18 protein-coding genes are annotated in these 21,969 nt (G+C 61.5%); 9 read left to right on the top strand and 9 right to left on the bottom strand.

Annotated features, from left to right (window positions below):
- Positions 1 to 6: 6 nt before the first annotated feature.
- The gene (locus NCR37_RS17530; protein WP_250474120.1) at positions 7 to 645 is read right to left on the bottom strand and encodes a LysE family translocator; all 639 of its coding nucleotides are present in this window, start codon (positions 643 to 645) and stop codon (positions 7 to 9) included.
- 289 nt (positions 646 to 934) lie between these two features.
- Between NCR37_RS17530 and NCR37_RS17525 the strand changes: the two genes are divergently transcribed.
- From NCR37_RS17525 to NCR37_RS17505, 5 genes are all read left to right on the top strand, one after another.
- Entirely contained in the window at positions 935 to 1,969 is a 1,035-nt protein-coding gene (locus tag NCR37_RS17525) for a methyltransferase (RefSeq protein ID WP_250474119.1), read from the top strand.
- A gap of 277 nt (positions 1,970 to 2,246) precedes the next feature.
- Positions 2,247 to 4,415 (top strand): hybrid sensor histidine kinase/response regulator family protein, encoded by a 2,169-nt coding sequence (locus NCR37_RS17520; RefSeq protein WP_250474118.1) that lies wholly within the window; start codon positions 2,247 to 2,249, stop codon positions 4,413 to 4,415.
- A 164-nt stretch (positions 4,416 to 4,579) separates the two neighbouring features.
- Complete coding sequence (locus NCR37_RS17515; protein WP_250474117.1) at positions 4,580 to 5,275, top strand: phosphatase PAP2 family protein; 696 nt, start codon at positions 4,580 to 4,582, stop codon at positions 5,273 to 5,275.
- A 582-nt stretch (positions 5,276 to 5,857) separates the two neighbouring features.
- Entirely contained in the window at positions 5,858 to 6,949 is a 1,092-nt protein-coding gene (locus NCR37_RS17510; RefSeq protein WP_250474116.1) for a lipopolysaccharide biosynthesis protein, read from the top strand.
- Positions 6,950 to 7,159: 210 nt separating this feature from the next.
- Positions 7,160 to 8,071, top strand: coding sequence for a LysR family transcriptional regulator (locus NCR37_RS17505; RefSeq protein WP_250474115.1), 912 nt, complete (start codon positions 7,160 to 7,162; stop codon positions 8,069 to 8,071).
- A 9-nt stretch (positions 8,072 to 8,080) separates the two neighbouring features.
- Here the strand turns inward: NCR37_RS17505 and NCR37_RS17500 are convergent, their stop codons facing one another.
- The 5 genes from NCR37_RS17500 to NCR37_RS17480 form a co-directional block, all read right to left on the bottom strand.
- Positions 8,081 to 9,385, bottom strand: coding sequence for an MFS transporter (locus NCR37_RS17500; RefSeq protein WP_250474114.1), 1,305 nt, complete (start codon positions 9,383 to 9,385; stop codon positions 8,081 to 8,083).
- An 89-nt stretch (positions 9,386 to 9,474) separates the two neighbouring features.
- Positions 9,475 to 10,284, bottom strand: a complete 810-nt coding sequence (locus NCR37_RS17495) for a class II aldolase/adducin family protein (protein ID WP_250474113.1) — start codon at positions 10,282 to 10,284, stop codon at positions 9,475 to 9,477.
- A 115-nt stretch (positions 10,285 to 10,399) separates the two neighbouring features.
- Positions 10,400 to 10,735 carry a DUF4148 domain-containing protein gene (locus NCR37_RS17490; RefSeq protein WP_250474112.1) on the bottom strand — a complete coding sequence of 112 codons (336 nt, stop codon included), beginning with the start codon at positions 10,733 to 10,735 and terminating at the stop codon, positions 10,400 to 10,402.
- A gap of 28 nt (positions 10,736 to 10,763) precedes the next feature.
- Positions 10,764 to 11,384, bottom strand: a complete 621-nt coding sequence (locus tag NCR37_RS17485) for a DUF4142 domain-containing protein (protein ID WP_250474111.1) — start codon at positions 11,382 to 11,384, stop codon at positions 10,764 to 10,766.
- Positions 11,385 to 11,486: 102 nt separating this feature from the next.
- The gene (locus tag NCR37_RS17480; protein WP_250474110.1) at positions 11,487 to 12,686 is read right to left on the bottom strand and encodes a GGDEF domain-containing protein; all 1,200 of its coding nucleotides are present in this window, start codon (positions 12,684 to 12,686) and stop codon (positions 11,487 to 11,489) included.
- Between the two features lie 421 nt (positions 12,687 to 13,107).
- Between NCR37_RS17480 and NCR37_RS17475 the strand changes: the two genes are divergently transcribed.
- Genes NCR37_RS17475 through NCR37_RS17465 form a run of 3 tightly spaced genes read left to right on the top strand, consistent with a single transcriptional unit; the run spans position 13,108 to position 17,228 of the window.
- Complete coding sequence (locus NCR37_RS17475) at positions 13,108 to 14,196, top strand: HlyD family secretion protein (protein ID WP_250474109.1); 1,089 nt, start codon at positions 13,108 to 13,110, stop codon at positions 14,194 to 14,196.
- A 10-nt stretch (positions 14,197 to 14,206) separates the two neighbouring features.
- The gene (locus tag NCR37_RS17470) at positions 14,207 to 15,781 is read left to right on the top strand and encodes a DHA2 family efflux MFS transporter permease subunit (RefSeq protein ID WP_250474108.1); all 1,575 of its coding nucleotides are present in this window, start codon (positions 14,207 to 14,209) and stop codon (positions 15,779 to 15,781) included.
- 7 nt (positions 15,782 to 15,788) lie between these two features.
- On the top strand, positions 15,789 to 17,228 hold the full coding sequence (locus tag NCR37_RS17465) for an efflux transporter outer membrane subunit (protein WP_250474107.1): 1,440 nt from the start codon (positions 15,789 to 15,791) through the stop codon (positions 17,226 to 17,228).
- Positions 17,229 to 17,342: 114 nt separating this feature from the next.
- Here the strand turns inward: NCR37_RS17465 and NCR37_RS17460 are convergent, their stop codons facing one another.
- The gene (locus tag NCR37_RS17460; RefSeq protein WP_250474106.1) at positions 17,343 to 17,597 is read right to left on the bottom strand and encodes a hypothetical protein; all 255 of its coding nucleotides are present in this window, start codon (positions 17,595 to 17,597) and stop codon (positions 17,343 to 17,345) included.
- A 10-nt stretch (positions 17,598 to 17,607) separates the two neighbouring features.
- On the opposite strand from NCR37_RS17460, the gene NCR37_RS17455 reads away from it, so the two are divergent.
- Entirely contained in the window at positions 17,608 to 18,549 is a 942-nt protein-coding gene (locus NCR37_RS17455; RefSeq protein WP_250474105.1) for a glycosyl hydrolase, read from the top strand.
- A 28-nt stretch (positions 18,550 to 18,577) separates the two neighbouring features.
- On the opposite strand, the gene NCR37_RS17450 is transcribed toward NCR37_RS17455, so the two are convergent.
- Positions 18,578 to 19,237: a hypothetical protein gene (locus NCR37_RS17450; RefSeq protein WP_250474104.1), complete on the bottom strand. Its 660-nt coding sequence runs from the start codon at positions 19,235 to 19,237 to the stop codon at positions 18,578 to 18,580.
- A gap of 15 nt (positions 19,238 to 19,252) precedes the next feature.
- Positions 19,253 to 21,961, bottom strand: a complete 2,709-nt coding sequence (locus NCR37_RS17445; RefSeq protein WP_250474103.1) for an ATP-dependent Clp protease ATP-binding subunit — start codon at positions 21,959 to 21,961, stop codon at positions 19,253 to 19,255.
- Positions 21,962 to 21,969: the final 8 nt, after the last annotated feature.

Below are 21,969 nucleotides of genomic sequence, written 5' to 3'. Positions count from 1 at the left end.
GGTCGTTCAGACGCGCGAGGTAAGCAAGCGGATGCCCGCTGCGCCGAATACCAGTGCGAGGCACGCATCGAGGTAGCGCTGCATGCGCGCGTACAGGCGGCGCGGCGCTGGCATCGAGAACAAGACCGCATAGCCGCCAAAGACGCTCATGCCGATGCACAGGCAGCCCGCGACCACAGTCAGCGTGTGCATCGGCGGCGTTGCGGTCGATGAGCCGAGCGCGGCGACCGACATCCACACGAGAATGGCTTTCGGGTTCGTGAGATGCAACAGCGCGCCGCGCGCATAGAGCCGTCGCGCGTGAGGTACCGGGGCATGTGTTGAAGCGGCACGCAGCGGCTTACGCCACGCTGCGCGAGCCGACTTCAACGCGAGCCACAGCAGATACGCCCCGCCGCACATCTTCAGTGCGACCAGGAAGCCGGAATAGGCGGCGAGCGCGGCCGACAGTCCGAGCGCGGCGAGCACCGCCCACGTCAACGAGCCGGACATGACGCCCGCCGCGAACGCCAGGGCTGCGCGCCTGCCGGACGTGCTCGCGATGGACATGATCGCCAGATTGCTCGGCCCGGGGCTGGCCGTTCCTACGAAGTAGGCCGACCAGGCGAGCAACAGGTTGGCGTCGAAGAAGGTCTGTGCGGTCATGGAGAATCTCTCGCGTCGGTTCGCCCGAGTTTTCCGCAGGCGGTACCTGTCTGAACAGAGACAATCCGTTGCGGCCTCTACGGGCCAGTTCGGGCCAGTTCAAGCCAGTTCGGGCCGCAATGCCTGCGCCTCGGCGGATAGCGCAACGGCAGGTCGCAACCTGCGCGCTCTGCGCGGCGGCCCACATACGTCGCTTGATCCGAGACGACACAGCGCCTACAGTGGACGCTGTGCTTTCAGCCGGCCTTAGCACCCCTTACGTTATTCCTCATCGAACGAAGGATGCGATATGAACAAGGCGCCGTCGCCCGTCACCACCGATCAGCCTTCTCCCGAGAGGCTTCTACAAATAGGCATGGGCTTCTGGGCGTCGAAGACGCTGCTGTCTGCGGTCGAACTCGGTGTCTTCACGCAACTGGCGTCCGGTCCGCGGGAAGGGGCGGAACTGGCCGAAGCCCTCGGGCTGCATCCACGCGCAGCGAGCGACTTCCTCGATGCTCTCGTCGCGCTCGGCTTGCTCGACCGCGAAGGGACCGTCTACAGCAACAAGGCCGACACCGATCTCTTTCTCGACAGGTCCAAGCCTTGTTATGTCGGCGGATTGCTGGAGATGGCCAACGCGCGACTCTATCCGTTCTGGGGAGCGCTGACCGAAGCGCTCGTGACCGGTCTGCCGCAGAACGAGGCGAAGCGCGGCGGCAATCCGTTCGACGCGATCTATCGCGATCAGGCGTCGTTGCGCGGCTTCCTTCAGGGCATGACGGGCGTGAGCCTCGGTACGGCTCGCGCCATCGCCCAGAAGTTCTCCTGGGGCGATTACAGCACGTTCATCGATATCGGCGCGGCGCAGGGCGCGCTGCCCGTGCAAGTGGCAATGGCGCATCCGCATCTGACGGGGGGCGGCTTCGACTTGCCGGCCGTCGGCCCGGTCTTCGAGGAATACATCGCCGCGCAGGGCCTGAGCGACCGACTGCGCTTCTATCCGGGCGACTTCTTCAAGGACGATTGCCCGTCGGCGGATGTCCTCGTCATGGGGCACATCCTGCACGACTGGGCGCTGCCGCAAAAGCTCGAACTTCTCGGCAAATGCCATGCGGCGCTGCCGCCGGGCGGCGCGCTTATCGTCTACGACGCGGTCATCGACGACGAGCGCCGCAAGAATGCGTTCGGCTTGCTCATGAGTCTGAACATGCTGATCGAGACGCCGGGCGGCTTCGATTACACCGGCGCGCAATGCCGCGAATGGATGGAGCAGACCGGCTTTTGCAACATACGCGTCGAGCATCTCGTCGGGCCCGATTCCATGGTTATCGGCTATAAATGACGCGATGCGGCGGTCAGGCGGTCGGTCGGCAAGAAGAACGGCCGCGGCTCGCATCGCGTCTTCCCTTTCAAAGCCTTCACCGCGTAACATGCGTTTCCCGCGCAATTCAACACTCGCTGGGCGGCCAGCGTCCGCTGCTGCATGACTCTTGCTCGCAGATAAGGTCCGACTGCTGAAATCGCTATATAGTCGGATCATCGAGGCGTTCTCTCTCGACGGTATCCCGTGATGCGTGTGACCCGAACTCACGCGCGTCTGTGCAAGGACGGATTGCACAATGGACGAAGAAGACGAAGTCTCTCTGGAGCTACCGCCTCCGCATCGGAACTTTGCGGCGACGCGCGCGATCATCGTCCTTCTCGCGGTCATGTCGGTACTCGGCCCTCTTGTTTGCGTGAGCGGGTACGCCTGGTTCGACTACCATCGCAGGCTATCCGAAGCATTCGACCAAGTGGACCGCCTGACGCGAGTTGCCGAAGAGCAGGCCGCGACCGTGCAAGGTCTCAACGCAGAAGTGCTCGACCGTATCGCCGAACTCGTGGGCGAGCAGAGACCGGACTGGATCGCCCGTGAAGAAAAGACCGTTCATGAATCGCTCAACGCGATAGTCGGCCGCTTTCCACAGATTGCAAGCGCCGCGGTCTACAGCGCACCGGGACAGTTGCTTGCGAGTAGCCGCTTCTACCCGGTTCCCAATGTGTCGATCAGTGGAAGCGAAACGCTACAGGCGGCATCGCATGCGCGAGGGGAACCTCATATCGCGCTGGCGCAACCCGGCTTCCTTACCGGCAGCAACGTGTTCACGGTAAGCACTTCATGGGTCGATAAGGAGGGCAGGTCGCTCGGCGTATTGTCAATTGCGCTTCGACAACAGTACTTTCTCGACTTCTATCGCGAACTGACTGGTGATGAGCCTTTCGTTCTCATCGGCCTGTATCGCGCCGATGGCGGAATATTGGCGCGCTTCCCTAATTCGCGGCCTCAAGCGACGTCGGCGGCGGATTCCGGAATCAAGCATGCGATGGAAGAAAACGCGCGGTTCGGGCATCTGCTTTCGGTATCTCCTGTCGACGGGCGCGAACGAGTGCTCGCTTACCGGCGCGTGGGCGCCTATCCGATGTATGTCCTGGCAGGCATCGAGACCGCTTCCATTGCCGCGAAGTGGCGCGCCAATCTGCTCGCCATCACGACCATATTGCTCGTTCCTTGTGTCGTCGTATGGGTGCTGCTCTGGATGTCGTTGCGAAGGCTCGGCGAAGAGGAAATAGCGTGGCACAAGTGGCATGCCGAAGTCAGCCGACGCGTGTCGGCCGAAGAGTCGAACCGGCAACTGCGCCGCATGGGCGCGCTCGGTAATCTCGTCGCCAATGTCGCACATGACTTCAACAATCTCTTGATGGTCGTGAACGCCAACGTGGAGCTTGCGCGACGCAAGCACTACACGAATCTCGAGAAAGAAGTGTTGGCTGTTCAGCATGCGGCGAAAGGCGCGCAAGGACTCGCGCGTCGCCTGATGAGCGTCGCGCGCAAGCAGCCGGTGAAGCTCGAGTGCCTGAATGTGTGCGAATGGCTCGAGACCATGCGTGATCTCATCGAGACATCGCTAGGTGAACAGGTGGAGCTGGACCTCCAGTTGACGAGTCGTAGAGACAGCGTGATGGTCGATCCCGTGGAGCTCGAAGCGGCCGTGATCAATCTCTGCGTCAACGCGAAAGACGCCATGCCCGACGGCGGAAAATTCACTGTGCGATGCGAATCCATTAGGCTATCGGAGCGGACATTCGACTTGCCGCCCGGCGACTATGTTCTGCTTCGCTTCACCGATACCGGCAAAGGCATGACCGATGCAGTGCTGCGACGCGCATTCGAGCCGCTCTTCACCACGAAGGCAAAGGGAGCCGGCACCGGGCTGGGACTCGCGCAAGTCATGGCGACATGCGAACAGTCGGGCGGCACCGCGCGCATAGAGAGCGCGCCTGACCGCGGGACGACGATCAGCATCTACCTGCCGCGTATCGAGGGCGAAGAGGGTTGCGCGGAGCCCGCTGCCGAGCCGGTTCAAGAGGAGGCGGCTGACGTGCTGGCTTCCGGCGTGAGCGTGCTTTTAGTCGAAGACAACCAGAGCGTCGCCGATGGCATTGCCGCGGTGCTGGACGTCTTCGGCTGCAATGTGCGGCATGAGTTGACGGCCGACAGTGCGATCGCCTTGCTGGAAAGCGGATACCACGCTGACCTCGTGCTCTCCGATGTTCAGATGCCCGGCAAGCTGGATGGACTCGATCTCGCCGAGTACGTGCGGGACCGTTGGCCGGATCAGATGATCGCGCTCATGACCGGCTATGCGCAGGAATTGAGGCGCGCATCCGAAGCCGATGTTGTTATCCTTGCCAAACCATTCGACATCAACGAACTGCGATCGGTCGTGAAGAACTGCGTGCGTAGTTGATTCAAGCCATGCGCCATGGCGGAACGCGGGGTAAATGAACGCATAAGAATCAAGGTCTCTGCCGTCTACGCATGACGGCGTTGAGCGCTTCATAAGGTCCAGCGTCGAAGTATGCGTTGCCGGTAGTGTCGAATAACTATTAAAACGTACGGAGACGAAACTGCGTGAACGCTCTTGACTCAACGATTCAAATTTGGCTGCTGCATGCTCTTCCTTCGTCGGGCCTGTTCGTTCACGCGGCTGGCGTCGTGGCGGAATTCTATTTGTTCAAGGGGCTCATTCCGCTCGCCATCCTGTGGGCGATCTGGTTCAAGCAGGGTAGTACGTTGAGTTACCGTCGAGAGATGGTGGTCGCGATTGTGTTGTCTGCGCTGCTTGCCTTCGCCGTCGGACGCCTCCTCGCGCTCGTCCTGCCGTTCCGGCTACGGCCGATGTATACGCCGAGTTTTGCTTCCAGCTTTCCGGACGCGAGCCACGCGAGCAACCATCTGCGACTATGGAGCTCATTCCCGAGCGACCACGCAGCGCTATGGATGTCGGTCGCAGTGGGCATCTTCCTCGTCTGGCGATGGATCGGTGTGCTGGCCGTTCTTCAATGCGTGCTGTTGATCTGCTTGCCTCGCGTGTATGTCGGGCTTCACTATCCCTCCGATGTGGTTGCAGGCGCGCTGATCGGCACGGCTGTCGTCATCTTCATGACCCCTGATCCGGTCAGGACGCGATTTGCCCCGCGTATCGTGAACTGGATGCAGCGACGACCGGGCACGGCGGCTATGTTCGCTTTCCTCTTCTTCTTCGAACTCGCCACGATGTTCGATGAGCCGCGATTGCTTGCGATCGCCTTGCACAAGATGCTTTAGCGCATTGGCGAACCGTCTCAAGCGTTCAATCGAGACATTAGGTCTGCTACGGCCTCATGCTTCTCTACATACGAATACTCAATAACCCTAATAGTCAGCGTGAGCGCGGTCGGATTAGGCACCTACGAACGCCGCTAATGCGGCAAACGTGTGTCGCGCTGGCAACAATATCCGTTTCGGAAGTTTCTTCCTGCTGAATAATTTCAGACGAATTTTTTTCTGAAATGTGTGTTTACAGCCATCTCATTAGACGATAACCTTGCTTCCGTGCTGACCGATTCGGAAAAGGATGCCTTAAACGAAGCGGTTCACAGCATGAGTCGGTAAGTAATACCCTTGAACCAGTTTTGCATCGGTGACCATCCGCAGCGCGGTCATTGGCCTTCCTCGGCAGGCAATCGTTTGCTGGCGTCCACGCCAGCGCGATAGGAACCAGGCATAGCTCGACGGCCGGTTCAAAGCAGTGCGACCGAACCGGTTCCCCAGTTAAGCGAAATACGTTCTTGGTCGTCGGCATGACATGTCGGCAACCTACATCAACTCTGCGAGCGAATGCTCGCTCCTTAGTACTGCCAAGTGATCATGAACAACAATCAAGCGACGCAATCCCTGAACTTCCTCGCCAAATCCAAAGCTGCAACGTTCGCAGCCGCAGTGGTCCTGAGCGCGATGCTCGCGGCCTGCGGCGGCGGTGGTGAAGCTGCTGTCGATGCCGCAACCAACAAGTCCGCCGATCTGCCGCAGGCAACGGACAAGGCAGCGACCACCGGCTCGATCTTCTATGGCGTGAACGGCCACATCACGAACGGCGGCGCGTATGACAGCACCGCGTACGCAACGCAGCTCGCCCAGCTCCAAAGCCTCGGTGTGAAGATCTATCGCAACGACGTCTACAGCCAGGCTTCGGCAAAGGTTGTCGCTACGGTTGCGAAGACGTTCGCCGCAGGCGGCGTGCAGGTTTATCCGGTGATCATGCTTGGCCTGAACTACAACAGCGAGCAAGCGGCCTACAACGCCGGCTACACGCTCGGCCAGCAGACGGCGCAAACGTACAACTACACGTACTACGAAGTGGGCAATGAGATGGAAGCCCACACGCTCGCCGGCAACTACGACGGCAATGTCTGGAACCAGTACAGCAATCAGCCGTTCACCATCGCGCGCGGCGCGATCCGCGGCATGATCGCCGGCGTGAAGTCGGTCAACAGCTCGGCGAAGATCATCGTCGACGGAACGTGGAAGCACACCGCGTTCTTCCAGATGCTCGCAGACGGCTCGCAGCCGGACGGCACGCATGGTCACCCGACCGTCAACTGGGACATCACGGCGTGGCACTGGTACTCCGACCAGGGTGACATGACCCACGCCTGCGGCAACACGGGTTGCCACGACGTCCTCGGCGTACTTCAGTCGATGGGTAAGCCGATCTGGATCAACGAATACGGCGTTCGTCCCACCTATGGCACGTACTCGTCCATTGCGTCGTACATGACCGGCAGCCTGATGATGCAGCAGTTCTACAACAACGCAGCCAAGTACAACATTCAGTCGATTCAGGCTTTCGAGATGTATGACGACAGTGAAGGCGCGTACGGCTTGATGCAGAGCGACGGCAAGACCCAGAAGCCGGCTTTCACGGCAGTCAAGAGCTTCATCGCAACTCACCCGAAGTAAGCAGTCGAAAAAGGGCCTCCGGGCCCTTTTTTCATGTTGTCTCGAGCAGACGTGGTGAAGAAGGGTAGTGTCGCACCGTCGTTAGCATGACAAATGAGTCGGCGCCGCCTGTCCGAACCGATTGCATCACTCGTGCAAGTCCCGGTATCTCAAGTGCCTGCCGATGGTTATGATGCTGGCTTCCCATCCCGCTCAGACTCGCATCGCCACATGAAGGACGAACGCCTCGTCGAAATGAGGATATTCAGGGCCGTCGCGGAGACCGGTGGCTTCACAGCAGCGGCGCTCATGCTGGACCTGCAACAGCCGTATGTCAGTCGCGCCGTCTCGACGCTGGAAAAGCGCCTCGGCGTCGCGTTGCTCAGGCGCTCGACACGCCGTCTGCAAGTCACGCAGGAAGGGCATCAGTATCTGGCGCTCTGCAAGCGCATTCTCGATGAGATCGATGTCGCCGAAGCGCAGCTGTCGCGCGCCGGACAGCACATGACGGGCGGTATCCGCGTGACAGTGGCGACTTCGTTCGGCATGGACCAGATCGTGCCGCTCATTCCCGGCTTTCTGGAACGCTATCCGGGGTTGCGCGTCCGGCTATCGCTCTCGGATACGCTCGCGGATGTCATCGGCGAAGGCTTCGATGTCGCGATCCGCATGGGCAGTCTCCAGGATTCCAATCTGGTGAGCCGCAAGCTGTGTCATCTGCAACGCGTGGTGACGGCGTCGCCTTCTTATATCGCGCGTCACGGCGTGCCGTTGACGCCGGCAGATCTCGCGCACCACAACTGTCTGATGTGGGAGCCGCCGATGGACCATCTGAATCATTGGCCGTTCGTGATCGACGGCGAGCGCACCACTATCCTCATCAACGGAAACTTTCAGACAAGCAGCGGCGTGAGTTCGGTGTATATGTGTCTTGCGGGCGTCGGCATCACGCGCATGGCGGAACATATGGTGCTTCCGTCCATTCGCAGCAACATGCTCGTGCCGCTTCTCACGGACTTTCAGCCTAGCGACGAAACCGCGATCTACGCACTCTATCCGCGTGATTCGTCGCTTCATCCGCGAGTCCGCGCCTTCATCGACTACATCGGCGAGAAGCTCGAGCGGCCGCCGTGGGCCGCCTGAGCAATCCCGTTACTTGTCGTCCAGCGTCTTCGGCAGTCGCATCGTCATGGCTGCGCCGAGCACGAGGAACGCAGAGATCACATACATGCCGACTTCCGACTTGCCCACGGTCACGTTCAGCATGCCGACGAGGTAAGGCGACACGAACCCGGCAATATTGCCGACCGAGTTGATGAACGCGAGCGCCGCAGCCACCGATGCGCCGACGAACAGACTCGTCGGCAACGCCCAGAAGAGCGCGACGCACGAATACACGCCGGCCGCAGCAATCGAAAGACAGACAGTAGTCACGACAGGCCCGGCCGACAACCACATACTGGTGGCGAGCCCCACCGCGCCGATCAACATGAAGAGCGCAAAGTGCGCGCGCCGGCCGCCGGTGCGATCGGCGCTGCGATTGGAGACGTAAAGCGCAATCGCCGCGACGATGTTCGGAATCGCAGAATAGAGGCCGATGGCAAACGGATCGATCACGCCGCTGCGCTTGATGAGCGATGGCATCCAGAAACCGAGTGCGTAGAGGCCCATGATGAGGCAGAAGAAGATCGCGCAGAACTGCCACAACTTCCGGTTGGCAAGGAACGCGCCGGCGCTCGAATGATCGATCTTGCCTGCGTTTTCCGCGCGGATCTCCGCGAGCACGTCTTTGCGCTCTTCTTCGCTAATCCAGCGCGAGCGGGCCGGATCGTCGTCGAGAAACGCCAGGACAACGAAGGCGAGCACGACAGCCGGAACCGCTTCGATCAGAAAGAGCCATTGCCACGCGGCCAGATGCGCGTTGCCGGAGAATGCGTGCAGGATATAGCCGGAAATCGGGCCCCCGACGACGAAGGCGAGCGGCGCGCCCATCACGTAGATGGACATGGCGCGGCCGCGATAGCGTGCCGGGAACCACAAGGTGAGCAGATACATGATGGCCGGCGCGAAACCGGCTTCGGCGGCACCGAGCAGAAAGCGCGCGATGTAGAACATTGTCGGCGTCTTCACGAAGATCATCGCTGCCGAAATCACGCCCCACGTCAGCATGATCCGTGCGATCCACTTGCGCGCGCCGACTTTTCGCATTACGAGGTTGCTGGGCACTTCGAAGAAGAAATAGCCTGCGAAGAAGATGCCCGAGCCGAGGCCGTAGATGGCGTCGTCGAAATGCAATGCATCTAGCATCTGCAATTTGGCGAAGCCCACATTCACGCGATCCAGATACGCGACCAGATAGCAGATCAACAAAAGCGGCAACAGCCGCCAGTAAGCCCGGTAATAGGTGCGGCTCGTGTCGGCCGGCGTGACGGCCTCTTCGCCATATAGCGCTTCCATGCTTGTCTCCGGTATAGTTTTTTGCGCTGCTCGCGGCATGCGCCTTCGAACGTGCGCGCATGCCGGCCCTGCGGGAACATCTCGTTGATTTAGTCGAGGTAATCGGGCTCCTGTTCCGCGATCTCGTAGAGCATGGTCTGGAAGTGCAGCCAGCTGATGAAAGAGTTACCGAGATGCTCATGCGAGTATTCGGCGAACTTCGGATCGATGGGAATAGGGCGCGACTCTGTTGCGTCCATGAGCAACTGCATCTTGCAGCAATGATCCAGAGCGATGAATGTCCATACGGCGTCGTCGATGCTGTGCCGGCTCGCCGTGAGCAGCCCGTGGTTCTGGTGAATGATCGCCTTGTGCTCGTTGAAGGCGCGCGCAATCGGGTTGCCCGACTCGTTCGCCACCGGCACCTTGCCGGCGCCGTCGCGCACGACGGTATGGCTGCCGTAGAACATGCACGCGTCCTGCGTCACGTAATCGAGGGGCTTGCCCATGGCGGCCCACGCGTCTCCGTTCACGGTATGCGCATGGCATGAGCCGATGATGTCGGGATTCTCGGCATGAATGGCCGAATGCAGCACATAGCCCGCGCGATTCACCGCGTATTTTCCTTCGATTACCGTGCCCGAATGATCCACGAGCACCAGTTGCGACGTCTTGGTGCGCGACCACGGCACGCACATCGGATTGGTCCAGAAAAGCTCCGGATGCTCGGGATCGCGCACCGTCAAATGTCCGCCGAAACCGAAGCTGAAACCGTGGCGGGCGAAGATACGGCACGCTGCCGCGAGATGCTCCTTGCGATACCTTCTCTCCTCGGCGGAACTCGCAAACGTCGGCTCTTGCGGAAAGATGAGGCCTTCCTGCGTCGGGCTATAAATCGATTCCTTGGCGTCCATTAACATGCAAGCGTCTCCTCGTTGATGTTCGAGGCGCCAGTATAGAAGCGGATTCCTGGACGATTCAGGGGCCGTCAGGAATAGGTTCTATGCATGTGCGAGGTCAAATGCATGCCGCCGGCTATTTCGATGGCTTGCCCGGGCGCGGCGCCGGTTTCGAGGCGGCGTCGGGCTTCGAGCAGCCGGGGTCCTGCAATCGCGCCCGCGCCGCATCGATATCGTTGGGGTACGTGATCTCGTCGGCGACCGGGTTGTACCCGGCGCATCGATAACGGGCGAGATCAGAGCGAACTTGCTCGCGGGTGGAATCAGTGGGATCGGCTTGTGCCTTCAAAGGCAATATCAGTCCGAGCGACAAAGCGAAGACGACAGCGAGGCCAGCCGGCGTGCGTTTCCCATTGCGGCGCCGGTCGGGTAGCAAGCGTGCCCGGCATAGAGGCGTTTCGTTGCGAGCCATTCGAGTTCTCCGTGCCGTTACGCACCGACTACTGCGCCGATGATATCGGCAAGTCTTGCAGAAGCTGAGAAGCATGCTGTAGATGATTTTCTCCGATCGGCACCCCTCGCGCCGCAAACGCTTTGACCTGCGCGTCTTCGCCATGCTGCGCCTCGCTGGCATAGAGCGCATTGCCCATTTGATGGATATGCACCTGAGCGATCGCGTATTCGTGGTCGAACGCGGCCCCCGTCATGGTTCCGAGCTCGTCGTATAGCGTGCGGTTCGCCGGATCCATCGCCTGTAACAAGCGGACGTGCTTCTCATCGGCAATCTGGGACAACTCGCCGTTGATGCGCGTATGCTCGGCTACCATTTTCTGCCCGAACTCGCGGACTGCCGGTGAACCGCCGCGTTCGGACGCGAGCTTGCCAAGATCGATCTCGGCCTTGCCGACGCTCGCCGCGGTGAGCATGAATTGCTGATCGGTGGGGCTGACTTGAGCGCCGGACTGCATCAGACGGCAACCTGCGGACGAAAATGCAGCCGCGCAAACAAGGGACGCGAGAACCGCTCGACTGTGTAGCCGCGAAAGCATCGAAGCCGCCACCTTCGCATTCATATCGCGCATAAAAACCGGGTGCGCCGGCCCCTTCAGATACTGACACATCGCGCTCTCCGTTCAGGTTAGCGTTGGTGACAGCATTCGCAGCAAAGCGCGGTCCACGGGCGCGCTTTGGCCTATGCCGTGTTCGTTGCGGCGACGTGGAGGCTAGAGTTTCAGTGCCGCATCGGGCATGCGTGAGCCGGTGCCCGGGAGAATCTCCCGCGCCAGTTCCACGCGATTCCGGCCATTGTCCTTGGCACGATACAGCGCCTCGTCCGCTTGCTTCAGCAACTGCTCGATGCTTGCGTCGGCCGCGCCAAGATAAGCGACCCCGATGCTGCACGTATAAGAAGGCAGGGACGAATCGCTCATGCTCGCAATGCGTGTCTGCAATGCGCGTCCGAGCCGCAATGGCTCGTGGATACTGTCGCACGGAAACAGCACGGCGAACTCCTCTCCGCCCCAGCGTGCGAACTGCGCTTCCGCGGGAAGCGCGAGACTCGCACGTTGCGCGAAATCCACGAGAATGTCGTCGCCCATCGAGTGACCGTACGTGTCGTTGATCTTCTTGAAGTGATCCAGATCGATCAGCAATAACGACAGGTAGCGCCTCGCCTTGCGAGGCGTCTCTCGCGACATCGTGTGAGCGCCAAGAAGAGCGCGGCGATTGAGTAGTCCAGTGAGAGGATCGATACGCGACAGTCCCTCGAGATGGACCCTGAGCCGGTTGACTGCGGTGAGCATAAAGCCGACCGTTATGCTCAACGACATGAATGCGCCACTGCTCAAGTAGACCATTTGCATCCGGTCGTGCGCGTACAAGCCTTCGTGCGACGCGCCCGGTTGCATGGATGTCAGGACTCTCGCCGATGCGATGACCGTCTCGAACGCGAACAGAGTGCCGACGACCTTCGCCCCGCTATCGTCCCGGCCGAATCGCAACAACTCATATGCGAGACGCGCGAAAAGCAGTGCGAGAATCACATTCGTGCACAGCGCGCGCCCGTGAGGTGTGAATTGCACCCACGTCATCCAGCTGAGACTGACTGCGTCTACGATAGCCAACGCTGCAATGAGTCGAATGAATGGTGGGCGACCCAGATAGCGTTGACTACCGATAAGCCAGAGCCCGATGCTGCCGACGATACACGCATTGCCGACGACGACCGATAACCAGTCGGGCAGCGCACCGCGCAGCGCCATCACGAAAGCGGCGGCAGAAAAGAGCAGCGAGCCCTGCGCCCATTGCGCGACACCGAGAATCGTTCTCGGGAATGTCCTGCCGATGGAGAACATGACCAGAGCCATCAGCCCAGGCATCACGGATGCCATCAGCAGGACGGTACGCAAGTCGAACGTGGGCATGATGGGCTTGTCGGTGCGCGATTAACGTAGTTTTCTAGGCGTAGTGCTGCCGCTCTGAAGCCTTGCGGCTTGCAAGCGCAGACAAGCGTGGGCAAAGCGAGCGTCCTGGACTGCAACAGGCGGTGGACTTTTTGCGCGCATTACTGATGCGTCGGTCAACGTCAGTTATCGGCGCTGGAAGGGAAAACTTTAGATAAGCGCGAGCCCATGAAAGCAGCGTTGGTAGATGAGAACCATTCTGCTAGCGAATTGTGAACCGCACCTTGAGAGTTGCCAACGCACGATTATTGTCGGCAAGACATTTGTCTCGTGCCGCCAGAGAGCTTGACGCCGTGCATATGCACAGATACGCTCTCAGGCTATTGAAGTAGCGACAGCTGCCTTTTCGTACGATTAAAAGTGCATATGCACTAAAAGCTAAATGACGACGCCCTCCACGCAACTCCCATCGACGACCGCTCCGGCGCTCAGCCGGCCCGCCCGTCGCATTCCCTGGATGCTCCTCGCGCTCGGCCTGGTCGCGGCCGTGCTGGTCGCGGCGCTCACTTACTGGGCACTCGTTCTGCGATTCGTGCAAACGACCGACGACGCCTACGTCGGCGGCAATGTCACCGTGCTGGCGCCGAAGGTCAACGGCTTCGTGACCGACGTTCTCGTTCAGGACAACCAGCGCGTGACCGCGGGCCAAGTGCTTGTCCGTCTCGATGCGCGCGATTACGACGCACGTCTCGCTCAGGCGAACGCGGAGGTATCGAGTGCTCGCGCAGCCGTCGAGGAACTGCGCGCAAAAGATGCCTTGCAGGCCGCGTTGATCAGTCAGGCACAGGCGGAAGTGCGCGCGTCCTCGGCCGAACTCACGCGTAGCGGACAGGACCGCGTGCGTTATCGCGAACTCGTGAAGGACGACGCGGTGTCGAACCAGCTCGTCGAACGCGCCGATGCCGACTACAGCAAGGCGCAGGCGTCGCTGGACAAGAGCGGGGCATCGCTCGTCGCGGCGAAGCGCCAGTTATCCGTAATCGACGCGCAGATCGCCGATGCACAGGCCCGCGTGGCGACCGCCGAAGCCGCGCGGCGCGTGGCGCAACTTAACGTCGAATATACGACCATCCGCTCGCCTGTGGACGGCTATGTCGGCAATCGCACGGCGCGCGTCGGCGTGCTGGCGAACGTCGGCACATCGCTGCTCACCATCGTGCCTGCGACCGGCCTCTGGGTCGATGCCAACTTCAAGGAAGACCAGCTGAAGAAGATGCGTGCGGGTGACGACGCCGATGTCGAACTGGACGCATCGAACATTCCGTTCACAGGCCACGTCGAAAGTCTCGCGCCCGCGACCGGGGCAACGTTCAGCGTGCTGCCCGCCGAGAATGCGACCGGCAACTTTACGAAGATCGTCCAGCGCGTGCCCGTGCGCATTCGGCTCGACGTGCCGAAGGGCGCCGAGTCGGTGCTGCGTCCCGGCTTGTCCGCGACGGTGAAAGTCCACCTTCGCAAGCAGAACGGCTGAGGCGCGCATCATGAATCGAACTGTGCTCGACAATCCGGCCGAAGCGCCCGTGAGGGAGCGCGTCTTTGCCTTCGCGCTCATGTGCCTCGGCTTTTTCATGGCGACGCTGGATATCCAGATCGTCGCGTCATCGCTCAAAGATATTGGCGGCGGACTGTCCGCTAGCCAGGACGAGCTGTCGTGGGTCCAGACGTCGTATCTGATCGCGGAAATCCTCGTTATTCCCATGTCCGGCTGGCTCTCGAAGGTCTTCTCGACGCGGTGGCTCTTTGCGGCGTCGGCCATCGGCTTCACCGTGACCAGCATGCTGTGCGGTCTCGCATGGGACATCGACTCGATGATCCTCTTTCGCGGCCTGCAAGGCGCGCTCGGCGCAGCGATGATCCCCACCGTGTTCACCACCGCGTTCGTTCTCTTTCCCGGCAAGCAGCGGATCATTGCCTCGACGACGATCGGCGCGCTGGCTTCTTTGGCACCGGCCATCGGCCCGGTCATCGGCGGATGGATTACCGACCAGTGGTCGTGGCACTGGCTCTTCTACCTGAATCTCGTGCCGGGTCTGGTCGTCGCCGTGCTCGTGCCGAAATACGTCCATATCGACAAGCCCGATCTATCGCTGCTCAAGAAAGGCGACTATTTAGGCATCCTGCTGATGTCAGGTTTCCTCGGATGTCTGGAATACGTGCTGGAAGAGGGCCCGCGCAAGAACTGGTTCGGCGACAGCGCCATCATCGCGTGCGCGTGGATTTCGGGCGTCTGCGGTTTCCTGTTCATCGTGCATGCATTGACGGCGAAGGATGCGATCGTCGACTTGCGGGCGTTGTCCGTGCGCAACTTCGGTATCGGCAGTCTGCTTTCGTTCGTGACCGGAATCGGCATCTTCACCTCGGTCTTTCTGACGCCCGTATTTCTCGGCCGTGTGCGCGGCTTCGATTCGTTGCAGATCGGCATTGCCTTGTTGTCGGTCGGATGCTTCCAGCTGGCATCGATCGGCGTGTACGGCTACGCGTCGCGCCTCATCGACATGCGTGTCCTGCTCGTATTCGGCCTGATTTGTTTCGGGCTGGGCTGCTACTTTTACACGCCGCTGACTAACGAATGGGGCTGGCAGCAACTCCTCCTGCCTCAGGCGTTGCGAGGCATCGGCCAGCAGTTCGCGGTGCCGCCCATCGTGACGATGGCGCTCGGTTCGCTGCCGCCATCGCGTCTCAAGTCGGCTAGCGGGCTGTTCAATCTGATGCGCAATCTCGGCGGCGCGATAGGTATTGCGGTGAGCGCGACCATGCTCAATGACCGGCTGAATCTGCATTACCTGCGACTGGCCGAGAACGTGACCGTCGGACGTCCCGCCATCGAAGATATGCTCGCGCGGAGTTCCGCGCATCTCGCGGCCGTCGCAGGCGATGCTCTCGACGCGACGCAGGCCGGTCTCTCATCGCTCAACGCGATGGTGTTGCGCGAGGCGCTCGTGCTGACGTTCGCCGACTGCTTCTATGTGCTGGCGCTGTGCTTTGTCGTGGGAATCGTCAGCGTATTGTTTGCGCGGCCTATCGGCAGCGCGCCGCCATCGTCGGAAGCGCATTGAGGCAATCATGAGAAAGACGTATTTAGGCATACTAATGACATTCGCGCTCGCTGCCTGCGCGGTGCAGCCTGCCACCCACGCGGACTTGCCCGCCACGGTGCGAACCACCGCGCCGGCCGACTGGAGCGTGAACGTGCCGAAGGCCGACACGGATGCCGCGACGTGGTGGAATCAGTTCAACGATCCCGTCATGCACGAACTCGTCGCTTCCGTGCTCGACAGCAATCTGGATCTGCAAGCCGCGGTCGAGCGCGTGAAGCAGGCGCAAGCGTTGACGACGCAGCGCCGGGCCGCGCTCTTGCCGCAACTCGATGCCAACGCAGGCGCTTCGTATGCGCGGCAGAACACGCCGCCGCCATTGGGCTACGTTCGTCAGGCGGGGTTCGGTCTCGCACTGAGCTGGACGCCCGATGTATTCGGCGGCGAGCGGCTCGAACTGCTTGCGTCGCAGGCGCAACTCGTCGGGCGCGAGCATGCGGCCGATCAGATCAGGCTCGCGCTTGCGGCGGATACGGCATCCGCGTACGTGGATCTTAGGTGGGCGCAAGCGGAACTCAAGATCCTTCAGGATAACCTGGTCATCCGCGAACGCGCGTTGAAACTCACGCAGCGGCGCTTGCAATACGGTCTTTCGACGCAACTCGATGTCGCACGCGCGCAGAATCAGTTGAGCGACCTGCAAGCGCGTATTCCGCGCACGAACGCGACCATTCAACATCAGTTGAGCTTGATCGCGGTGTATGCGGGCCGCACGCCGGAATCCGTCGATACGTTGCTGCTCGCCGATGCGGGAACCACGCCCGTCATACCGGTGCCTGCGCAAGGCGCGCCGCAGATGGTGCCGTCGGACGCGCTGTTGCATCGCCCCGATGTGCTCATCGCTTATGCGCAGGTTCAGCAGCGCGCCGCCGAAGTGGGCGTCGCGCGCGCGGAGCGTTATCCGAAGTTCTCGCTGCGACTGACGGACGGCTTGCTCGCTTCGTCGTATCTCGGCTTGCCGACGCTCACCGACAACCTGTTCTCGGCCGCGCTGAACGCAACCAGCCCGATTTTCAACGCGGGCCGCATTACTGCGGAAATCGAGCAAAACGAAAGCCGGATGCGCGAGTCGGAACTTATGCTGCGTCAGACGCTGCTTCAGGCGTTGAAGGACGTCGAAGACACGCGCAGCGACCTTGTCAGCAGCACCGATCAAACTGCGCGTTTGAGCGATGCACTCGCTGCGTCCGGAAAATCGCTGACCCTTTCCACGCAGCTTTACAAAGGCGGCGCGGCGAGTTTTCTCGACGTCCTCGACGCGCAGCAGGCGTATTTGCGTGATGCGGACGCGCTCAATCAGTCGCGCCGCGAACACGCGCTGGCGGCCGTGGCGATGTATCGCTCGCTGGGCGGTGGGTGGAGCGTCACCAACGACGATGGTCTGATCGAGACCGCGATGCGTCGGTAAAACCGCCGCGCGTCGTCGAAATCTTTGGGCACAAAGCGCGAAAGACGGCTAAAGAGGGCACCGGGCCTCGCCGTAAACGCGGGCATCAACGCCCACTTTTACGGCCATGCCCGCTCACGACGACGCTACCCGCTCCGCGCCCTTCGAGCTTTCGAAGGCTTCCGCTCGTACTCTCAATCGCCGCTCGTTTCTCGGGATGATGCTGGCTTCGGCCGGCGGCGCCGTGCTTGCGGGCTGCGGCGGCGGGGGCGGAGGTGGCGCGGCCAGCAATGCACCGGTCGCCGGCACCGCGAGCGCGGCGACGAATCCGGCCACGCCGACATCGACCGGCGGTGCTTCTGCCGCGGACTCGACCAGCACAGCGGCCACGCGGTCCGCTATGTCCGCCGCGAACGGACTTTTCTATGGCATCAACGGCCATATGGCCTGGGGCAGCGGCATCTATCGGACGATGTCGCCGGCTGCGCAACTCGCCATTCTGCAAGACCTCGGCGTGACGAACTATCGCTGCGACGTTGCGGACGGCGGCATGGCGAACATTGTCGCCGAAGCGTTGCAGGGGCCGTTTGCGAATAGCGGCGTGTCGATACTGCCGGTGTTGAATACGCTCTCCGCGCAATGGGACACGCACAGCACGGAAGCGGCTGCCTATTCGCTCGGCTATGACATGGCCGTGCGTTGCACGAAGCCGCTGAAGGGTCTCGTCAAGTACATCGAATGCGGCAACGAGCTCGACGTGCCGTTGAAGATCGGCGGCGATGGCAGCTCCTCGGCGGATTGGGACCCGGCGTGCTGGCCTTCGTTTCGCGGCGTGCTGCGCGGCATGGTCGACGGCGTGCGCTCGGTGGACCCGGCCATTCAGTGCGGCGTGAACGTCGGCATTCCGATGGCCTACCGCGCGCTGCAAATGCTGTGGAACGGCATCTCGCCCGATGGCTCGGCGCAGGGGGTGAGTGGCGCGGCTTCGCTGCGATGGGACTTCACGACCTATCACTGGTACGAAAGCTCCGGCGACATTCAATGCGGCGGCCGCTATCACGCGTGCGTCGACGTGCTGCAAGTGCTGAAAGACTCGTTCAATGTGCCTATCTGGCTCACGGAGTGGGGCTGGGCCGGTGCGAAGGACACGCCCCAGCAAGCCGCCGCCTATACCGGCCGTGCACTGGCGCAATATCGTTCGATCAAGGACAAGTACAACATACAGTCCATCATGATGTACGCAGTGATCGATTCGGACTTCGGTCTCATTCAGGACGACGGCGTGACGAGGAATCCGGCGTACTCGGTGTTCAAGGACTTCGTCGCGACCAACCCCGTGTGACGCTTCGCGTTTCGCATTGGATTCCTAACTAGTGCTGCCAGGCCGAACCGGAACAGAGATGCCGACCCAGCCCGACGGTGAACACCAGACAGCCATACAACGCATGTTCGAAGCAAGCGAGTGCGAGCGAACGGCGGTCTTGGTACGTGGCGGCGAATAGCGCGCCGCCGATAGCCACGGCGGACGCCGCGATATAGCCTCGATTCGCGCCGAATAGCAGCGTATAGCGGCGCAGCAGGAAGCTGCGGAAGATCAGCTCCTGCGGCCACACAGATAACACGGGGTAGGGCAGTATCACGAGGAGCCACATACCGGGATGCTCTCGCGGCAAAGACAGTAATGCATGTGGCGTGAAGTGCCATACGGCGAACACGACGAGACACGAAAGGACGGCGAAGCGCAGCGCCACGGCCCGTAATCCGGCCCGAAAGCCACGCCAGTTCCAGTCGTTTTCATAGACCGACGGCCTTCGACGTCGCTCGAAGCAGTAAATGAAAACAGGAGCGAGCCAGATCATGGCGAGAAGCACGGCGGTTCGTCGCGTGATCAGGACAAAGATGGGCAAGCCCGCATAGAGCGCCACGAATTCGGCCGAAAAGCAAGCGGCCCTGAAGCGGGTTTCGTATCGTCGGCGTGGCGATGCCTGGGTGAGCGAGAGTCCGCTATAGGCGAAGACTACCGCGCTCACCCACATTGATCTTACTCACGGCGTAGGCGGTGTGCCGAGATCGGCGGCGCTCTTGCGCTCGGCATCGAAAACGATACGCCGCGCTTCCCGATCGTACGCGCAGCGCACGCGCGCGCCTTCGACGATATCGCCCTTGAGCATCTCTTTCGCCAGTTCGTTTTCGATCAGCTGACGAATCTGCCGGCGCAATTCTCGCGCGCCGAATTCCGGTCGGTATCCGGCTTCGCCAAGGTATTCGACCACCGATTCATCGAACTCCAGGTCGATGTCCTGACTGTGCGCCATGCGCTTGACGTGCTCCAGTTGCAATTGCACGATCTGCCGGATCTCCTCGCGTCCGAGCGACTTGAACAAGATGATGTCGTCGATGCGGTTCAGGAACTCGGGCCGGAAGTGTTGACGCAGTACGTTCATCACGCCGCTTCTCACGGAGTTGTCCGCGTCGCTGTCCGAGCTCGTGAAGCCGAGTGTCGCGCGCCTTTGTCCCGCGATCACGTCCGACGCGAGGTTACTGGTCGCGATGATCAGCGTGTTGCTGAAATCGACCACCCGGCCTTTTCCGTCGGTGAGGCGTCCGTCGTCGAAGACTTGCAGCAGCACGTTATACACATCGGCGTGCGCCTTCTCTATCTCGTCGAGAAGAATCACGCTATACGGACGCCGGCGCACGCGCTCGGTCAGTTGCCCGCCCTCTTCATAGCCCACGTAGCCGGGCGGCGAGCCGATCAGCCGCGACACGGCGTGACGCTCCATGTACTCGCTCATGTCGACACGCAGCATGGCGTCTTCATCGCCGAATACGACCTCGGCCAATGCCTTCGCGAGTTCTGTCTTGCCCACGCCGGTCGAGCCTAGAAAGAGGAAGACCGCGATGGGCCGGTTGCGTCCCTGAAGGCCGGTTCGCGCACGGCGGACCGCATCGCTTACCGCGCGCACGGCCTCTTCCTGGCCGATCACGCGCTCGTGCAGGCGCGCCTCCATGTTCAGCAGCCGTTCACGCTCCTGCTCGGTCAATTGAGTGACCGGAATGCCCGTGAGCGTCGCGACGATCTCGGCAATCTGCGTCACCGTCACATTCGACGTATTCGTGCCGATGCGCTTCTTCCATTCGTCCGTCGCATCGTTGAAGGCCTTCTGCTTTCCGGCGATCTCGGCATCGAGCGCGTGCGCCCGGTCGTACTGCTTGCGCGACGCCGCGTAGTCCTGTTCGCGGCGCAGTTGCGCGAGTTCGGACTCGAGTTCGAAAATGGCCGCGGGCCGCGACGTGGCCGAGAGATTGACGCGCGCCGCCGCCTGATCGACGAGATCGATTGCCTTGTCCGGCAGAAAGCGCCCGCTGATATAGCGATCCGACAACTCGGCTGCGGCGACAATCGCGTCGTCCTGAATCGTCACCTTGTGATGCGCTTCGAGGCGGTCGCGCAAGCCGCGAAGAATGTTGATGGTTTGCGCGACGCTCGGCTCGGGAATCAGCACGGGTTGAAAGCGTCGTTCGAGCGCCGCGTCTTTCTCGATGTGCTTCTGGTACTCGGCGAGCGTCGTCGCGCCGATCAGGTTCAGTTCGCCGCGCGCCATGGCGGGCTTGAACACGTTGGCGATATCGAGTCCGCCTTCGCCGCCGCCCTGTCCCGCGCCGACGATCGTATGCACCTCGTCGACGAACAGCAGCAGGGTCTCGCGGTTGGCCGTGATTTCGTCGATGACCTGCTTCACGCGCTCTTCGAACTCGCCGCGGTACTTGGCGCCCGCGACCATCGAGTTCACATTCAGCTCGATGAGTCGCTTGTCGCGCACCGACTCGGGCACGTCGCCGCCAATCATGCGTTGCGCAAGACCTTCGACGACCGCAGTCTTGCCGACGCCCGGCTCGCCGATCAGCACCGGGTTGTTCTTGCGCCGGCGGGCGAGTACTTCCACCATGGTTTCGATCTCGCTCGCCCTGCCGATCACGGGATCGAGATGACCTTCGCGTGCGAGCGCGGTCAGGTCGCGGCTGAACTTGTCGAGATTCGGCGTGCGCGAAGGCGGGCCATCTCTGTTCGGCGGCCCGCCCGCGCCGACCGTTTGCGTGGTCAGCCGCCGCAGCGCCTGCGCGTCGACGCTCATCTTGCCGAGCAATTGCCCGGCGAAGCTATCCGGCACTTCGGACAGGCCGATCAACAAGTGTTCAGGTCCGATGTAACTGTGCCGCAGCTGGCGCGAGGCCACGAATGCGCGGTCCAACGCGCTCTTCAAGCGGGGCGACACGCCGATGGCGCCGCCTGCGGGCGGCGGCACGCCTTCACGGCGTTGCACGTTGGCGTCGATGAATCGGCGTACTTCGTTGGCGTCGATGCCGATGTTTTTCAGCATCGATTGCACGACGGCGTTATCGGCAAGCTCGTACAGAAGGTGCTCGGTATCGACTTCGGGACGTCCGAATTGCACGGCGCGCTCGGCGGCCCGCATGAGCATCTCTTTCGCGCTGTCGCTGAGATAGCGCTCCAGGCCGACGCCTTCGGCACTCGTCTCGCGCTCGCTCGACAGGCGCTGCGCCGCCGTCTCGGGTTGGCCGGGCGCGTGGCTCGTGAAGAGCGCTTCGAAAGGAGATAGTGCGCGTTGATGTCGCGTCAACTGCGCATAGTGAAAGTCGCACACATTCAGAACGTGCCGGCGGCCATCGCGCAGGACCGCCAAACGAACGGTCGCCGGTCGGGCGCCGCATACATCGCACATATGAGGCATGGTTCGTT

This window comes from Caballeronia sp. GAFFF1 (assembly GCF_023630705.1).
Classification (GTDB): domain Bacteria; phylum Pseudomonadota; class Gammaproteobacteria; order Burkholderiales; family Burkholderiaceae; genus Caballeronia.
The sequence above is the reverse complement of the archived record's forward strand: the minus strand, read 5'-3'. Positions and strand labels throughout refer to the sequence as shown.

Bases quoted from the DNA above. Each gene is read 5' to 3' on its own strand.
- NCR37_RS17465 (WP_250474107.1), top strand. From the start codon at position 15,789: ATGAGAAAGACGTATTTAGGCATACTAATGACATTCGCGCTCGCTGCC.
- NCR37_RS17520 (WP_250474118.1), top strand. From the start codon at position 2,247: ATGGACGAAGAAGACGAAGTCTCTCTGGAGCTACCGCCTCCGCATCGG.
- NCR37_RS17490 (WP_250474112.1), bottom strand. From the start codon at position 10,735: ATGGCTCGCAACGAAACGCCTCTATGCCGGGCACGCTTGCTACCCGAC.
- NCR37_RS17495 (WP_250474113.1), bottom strand. From the start codon at position 10,284: ATGTTAATGGACGCCAAGGAATCGATTTATAGCCCGACGCAGGAAGGC.
- NCR37_RS17455 (WP_250474105.1), top strand. From the start codon at position 17,608: ATGTCCGCCGCGAACGGACTTTTCTATGGCATCAACGGCCATATGGCC.
- NCR37_RS17505 (WP_250474115.1), top strand. From the start codon at position 7,160: ATGAAGGACGAACGCCTCGTCGAAATGAGGATATTCAGGGCCGTCGCG.
- NCR37_RS17480 (WP_250474110.1), bottom strand. From the start codon at position 12,686: ATGCCCACGTTCGACTTGCGTACCGTCCTGCTGATGGCATCCGTGATG.
- NCR37_RS17470 (WP_250474108.1), top strand. From the start codon at position 14,207: ATGAATCGAACTGTGCTCGACAATCCGGCCGAAGCGCCCGTGAGGGAG.
- NCR37_RS17445 (WP_250474103.1), bottom strand. From the start codon at position 21,961: ATGCCTCATATGTGCGATGTATGCGGCGCCCGACCGGCGACCGTTCGT.
- NCR37_RS17530 (WP_250474120.1), bottom strand. From the start codon at position 645: ATGACCGCACAGACCTTCTTCGACGCCAACCTGTTGCTCGCCTGGTCG.
- NCR37_RS17510 (WP_250474116.1), top strand. From the start codon at position 5,858: ATGAACAACAATCAAGCGACGCAATCCCTGAACTTCCTCGCCAAATCC.
- NCR37_RS17475 (WP_250474109.1), top strand. From the start codon at position 13,108: ATGACGACGCCCTCCACGCAACTCCCATCGACGACCGCTCCGGCGCTC.
- NCR37_RS17500 (WP_250474114.1), bottom strand. From the start codon at position 9,385: ATGGAAGCGCTATATGGCGAAGAGGCCGTCACGCCGGCCGACACGAGC.
- NCR37_RS17485 (WP_250474111.1), bottom strand. From the start codon at position 11,384: ATGTGTCAGTATCTGAAGGGGCCGGCGCACCCGGTTTTTATGCGCGAT.
- NCR37_RS17525 (WP_250474119.1), top strand. From the start codon at position 935: ATGAACAAGGCGCCGTCGCCCGTCACCACCGATCAGCCTTCTCCCGAG.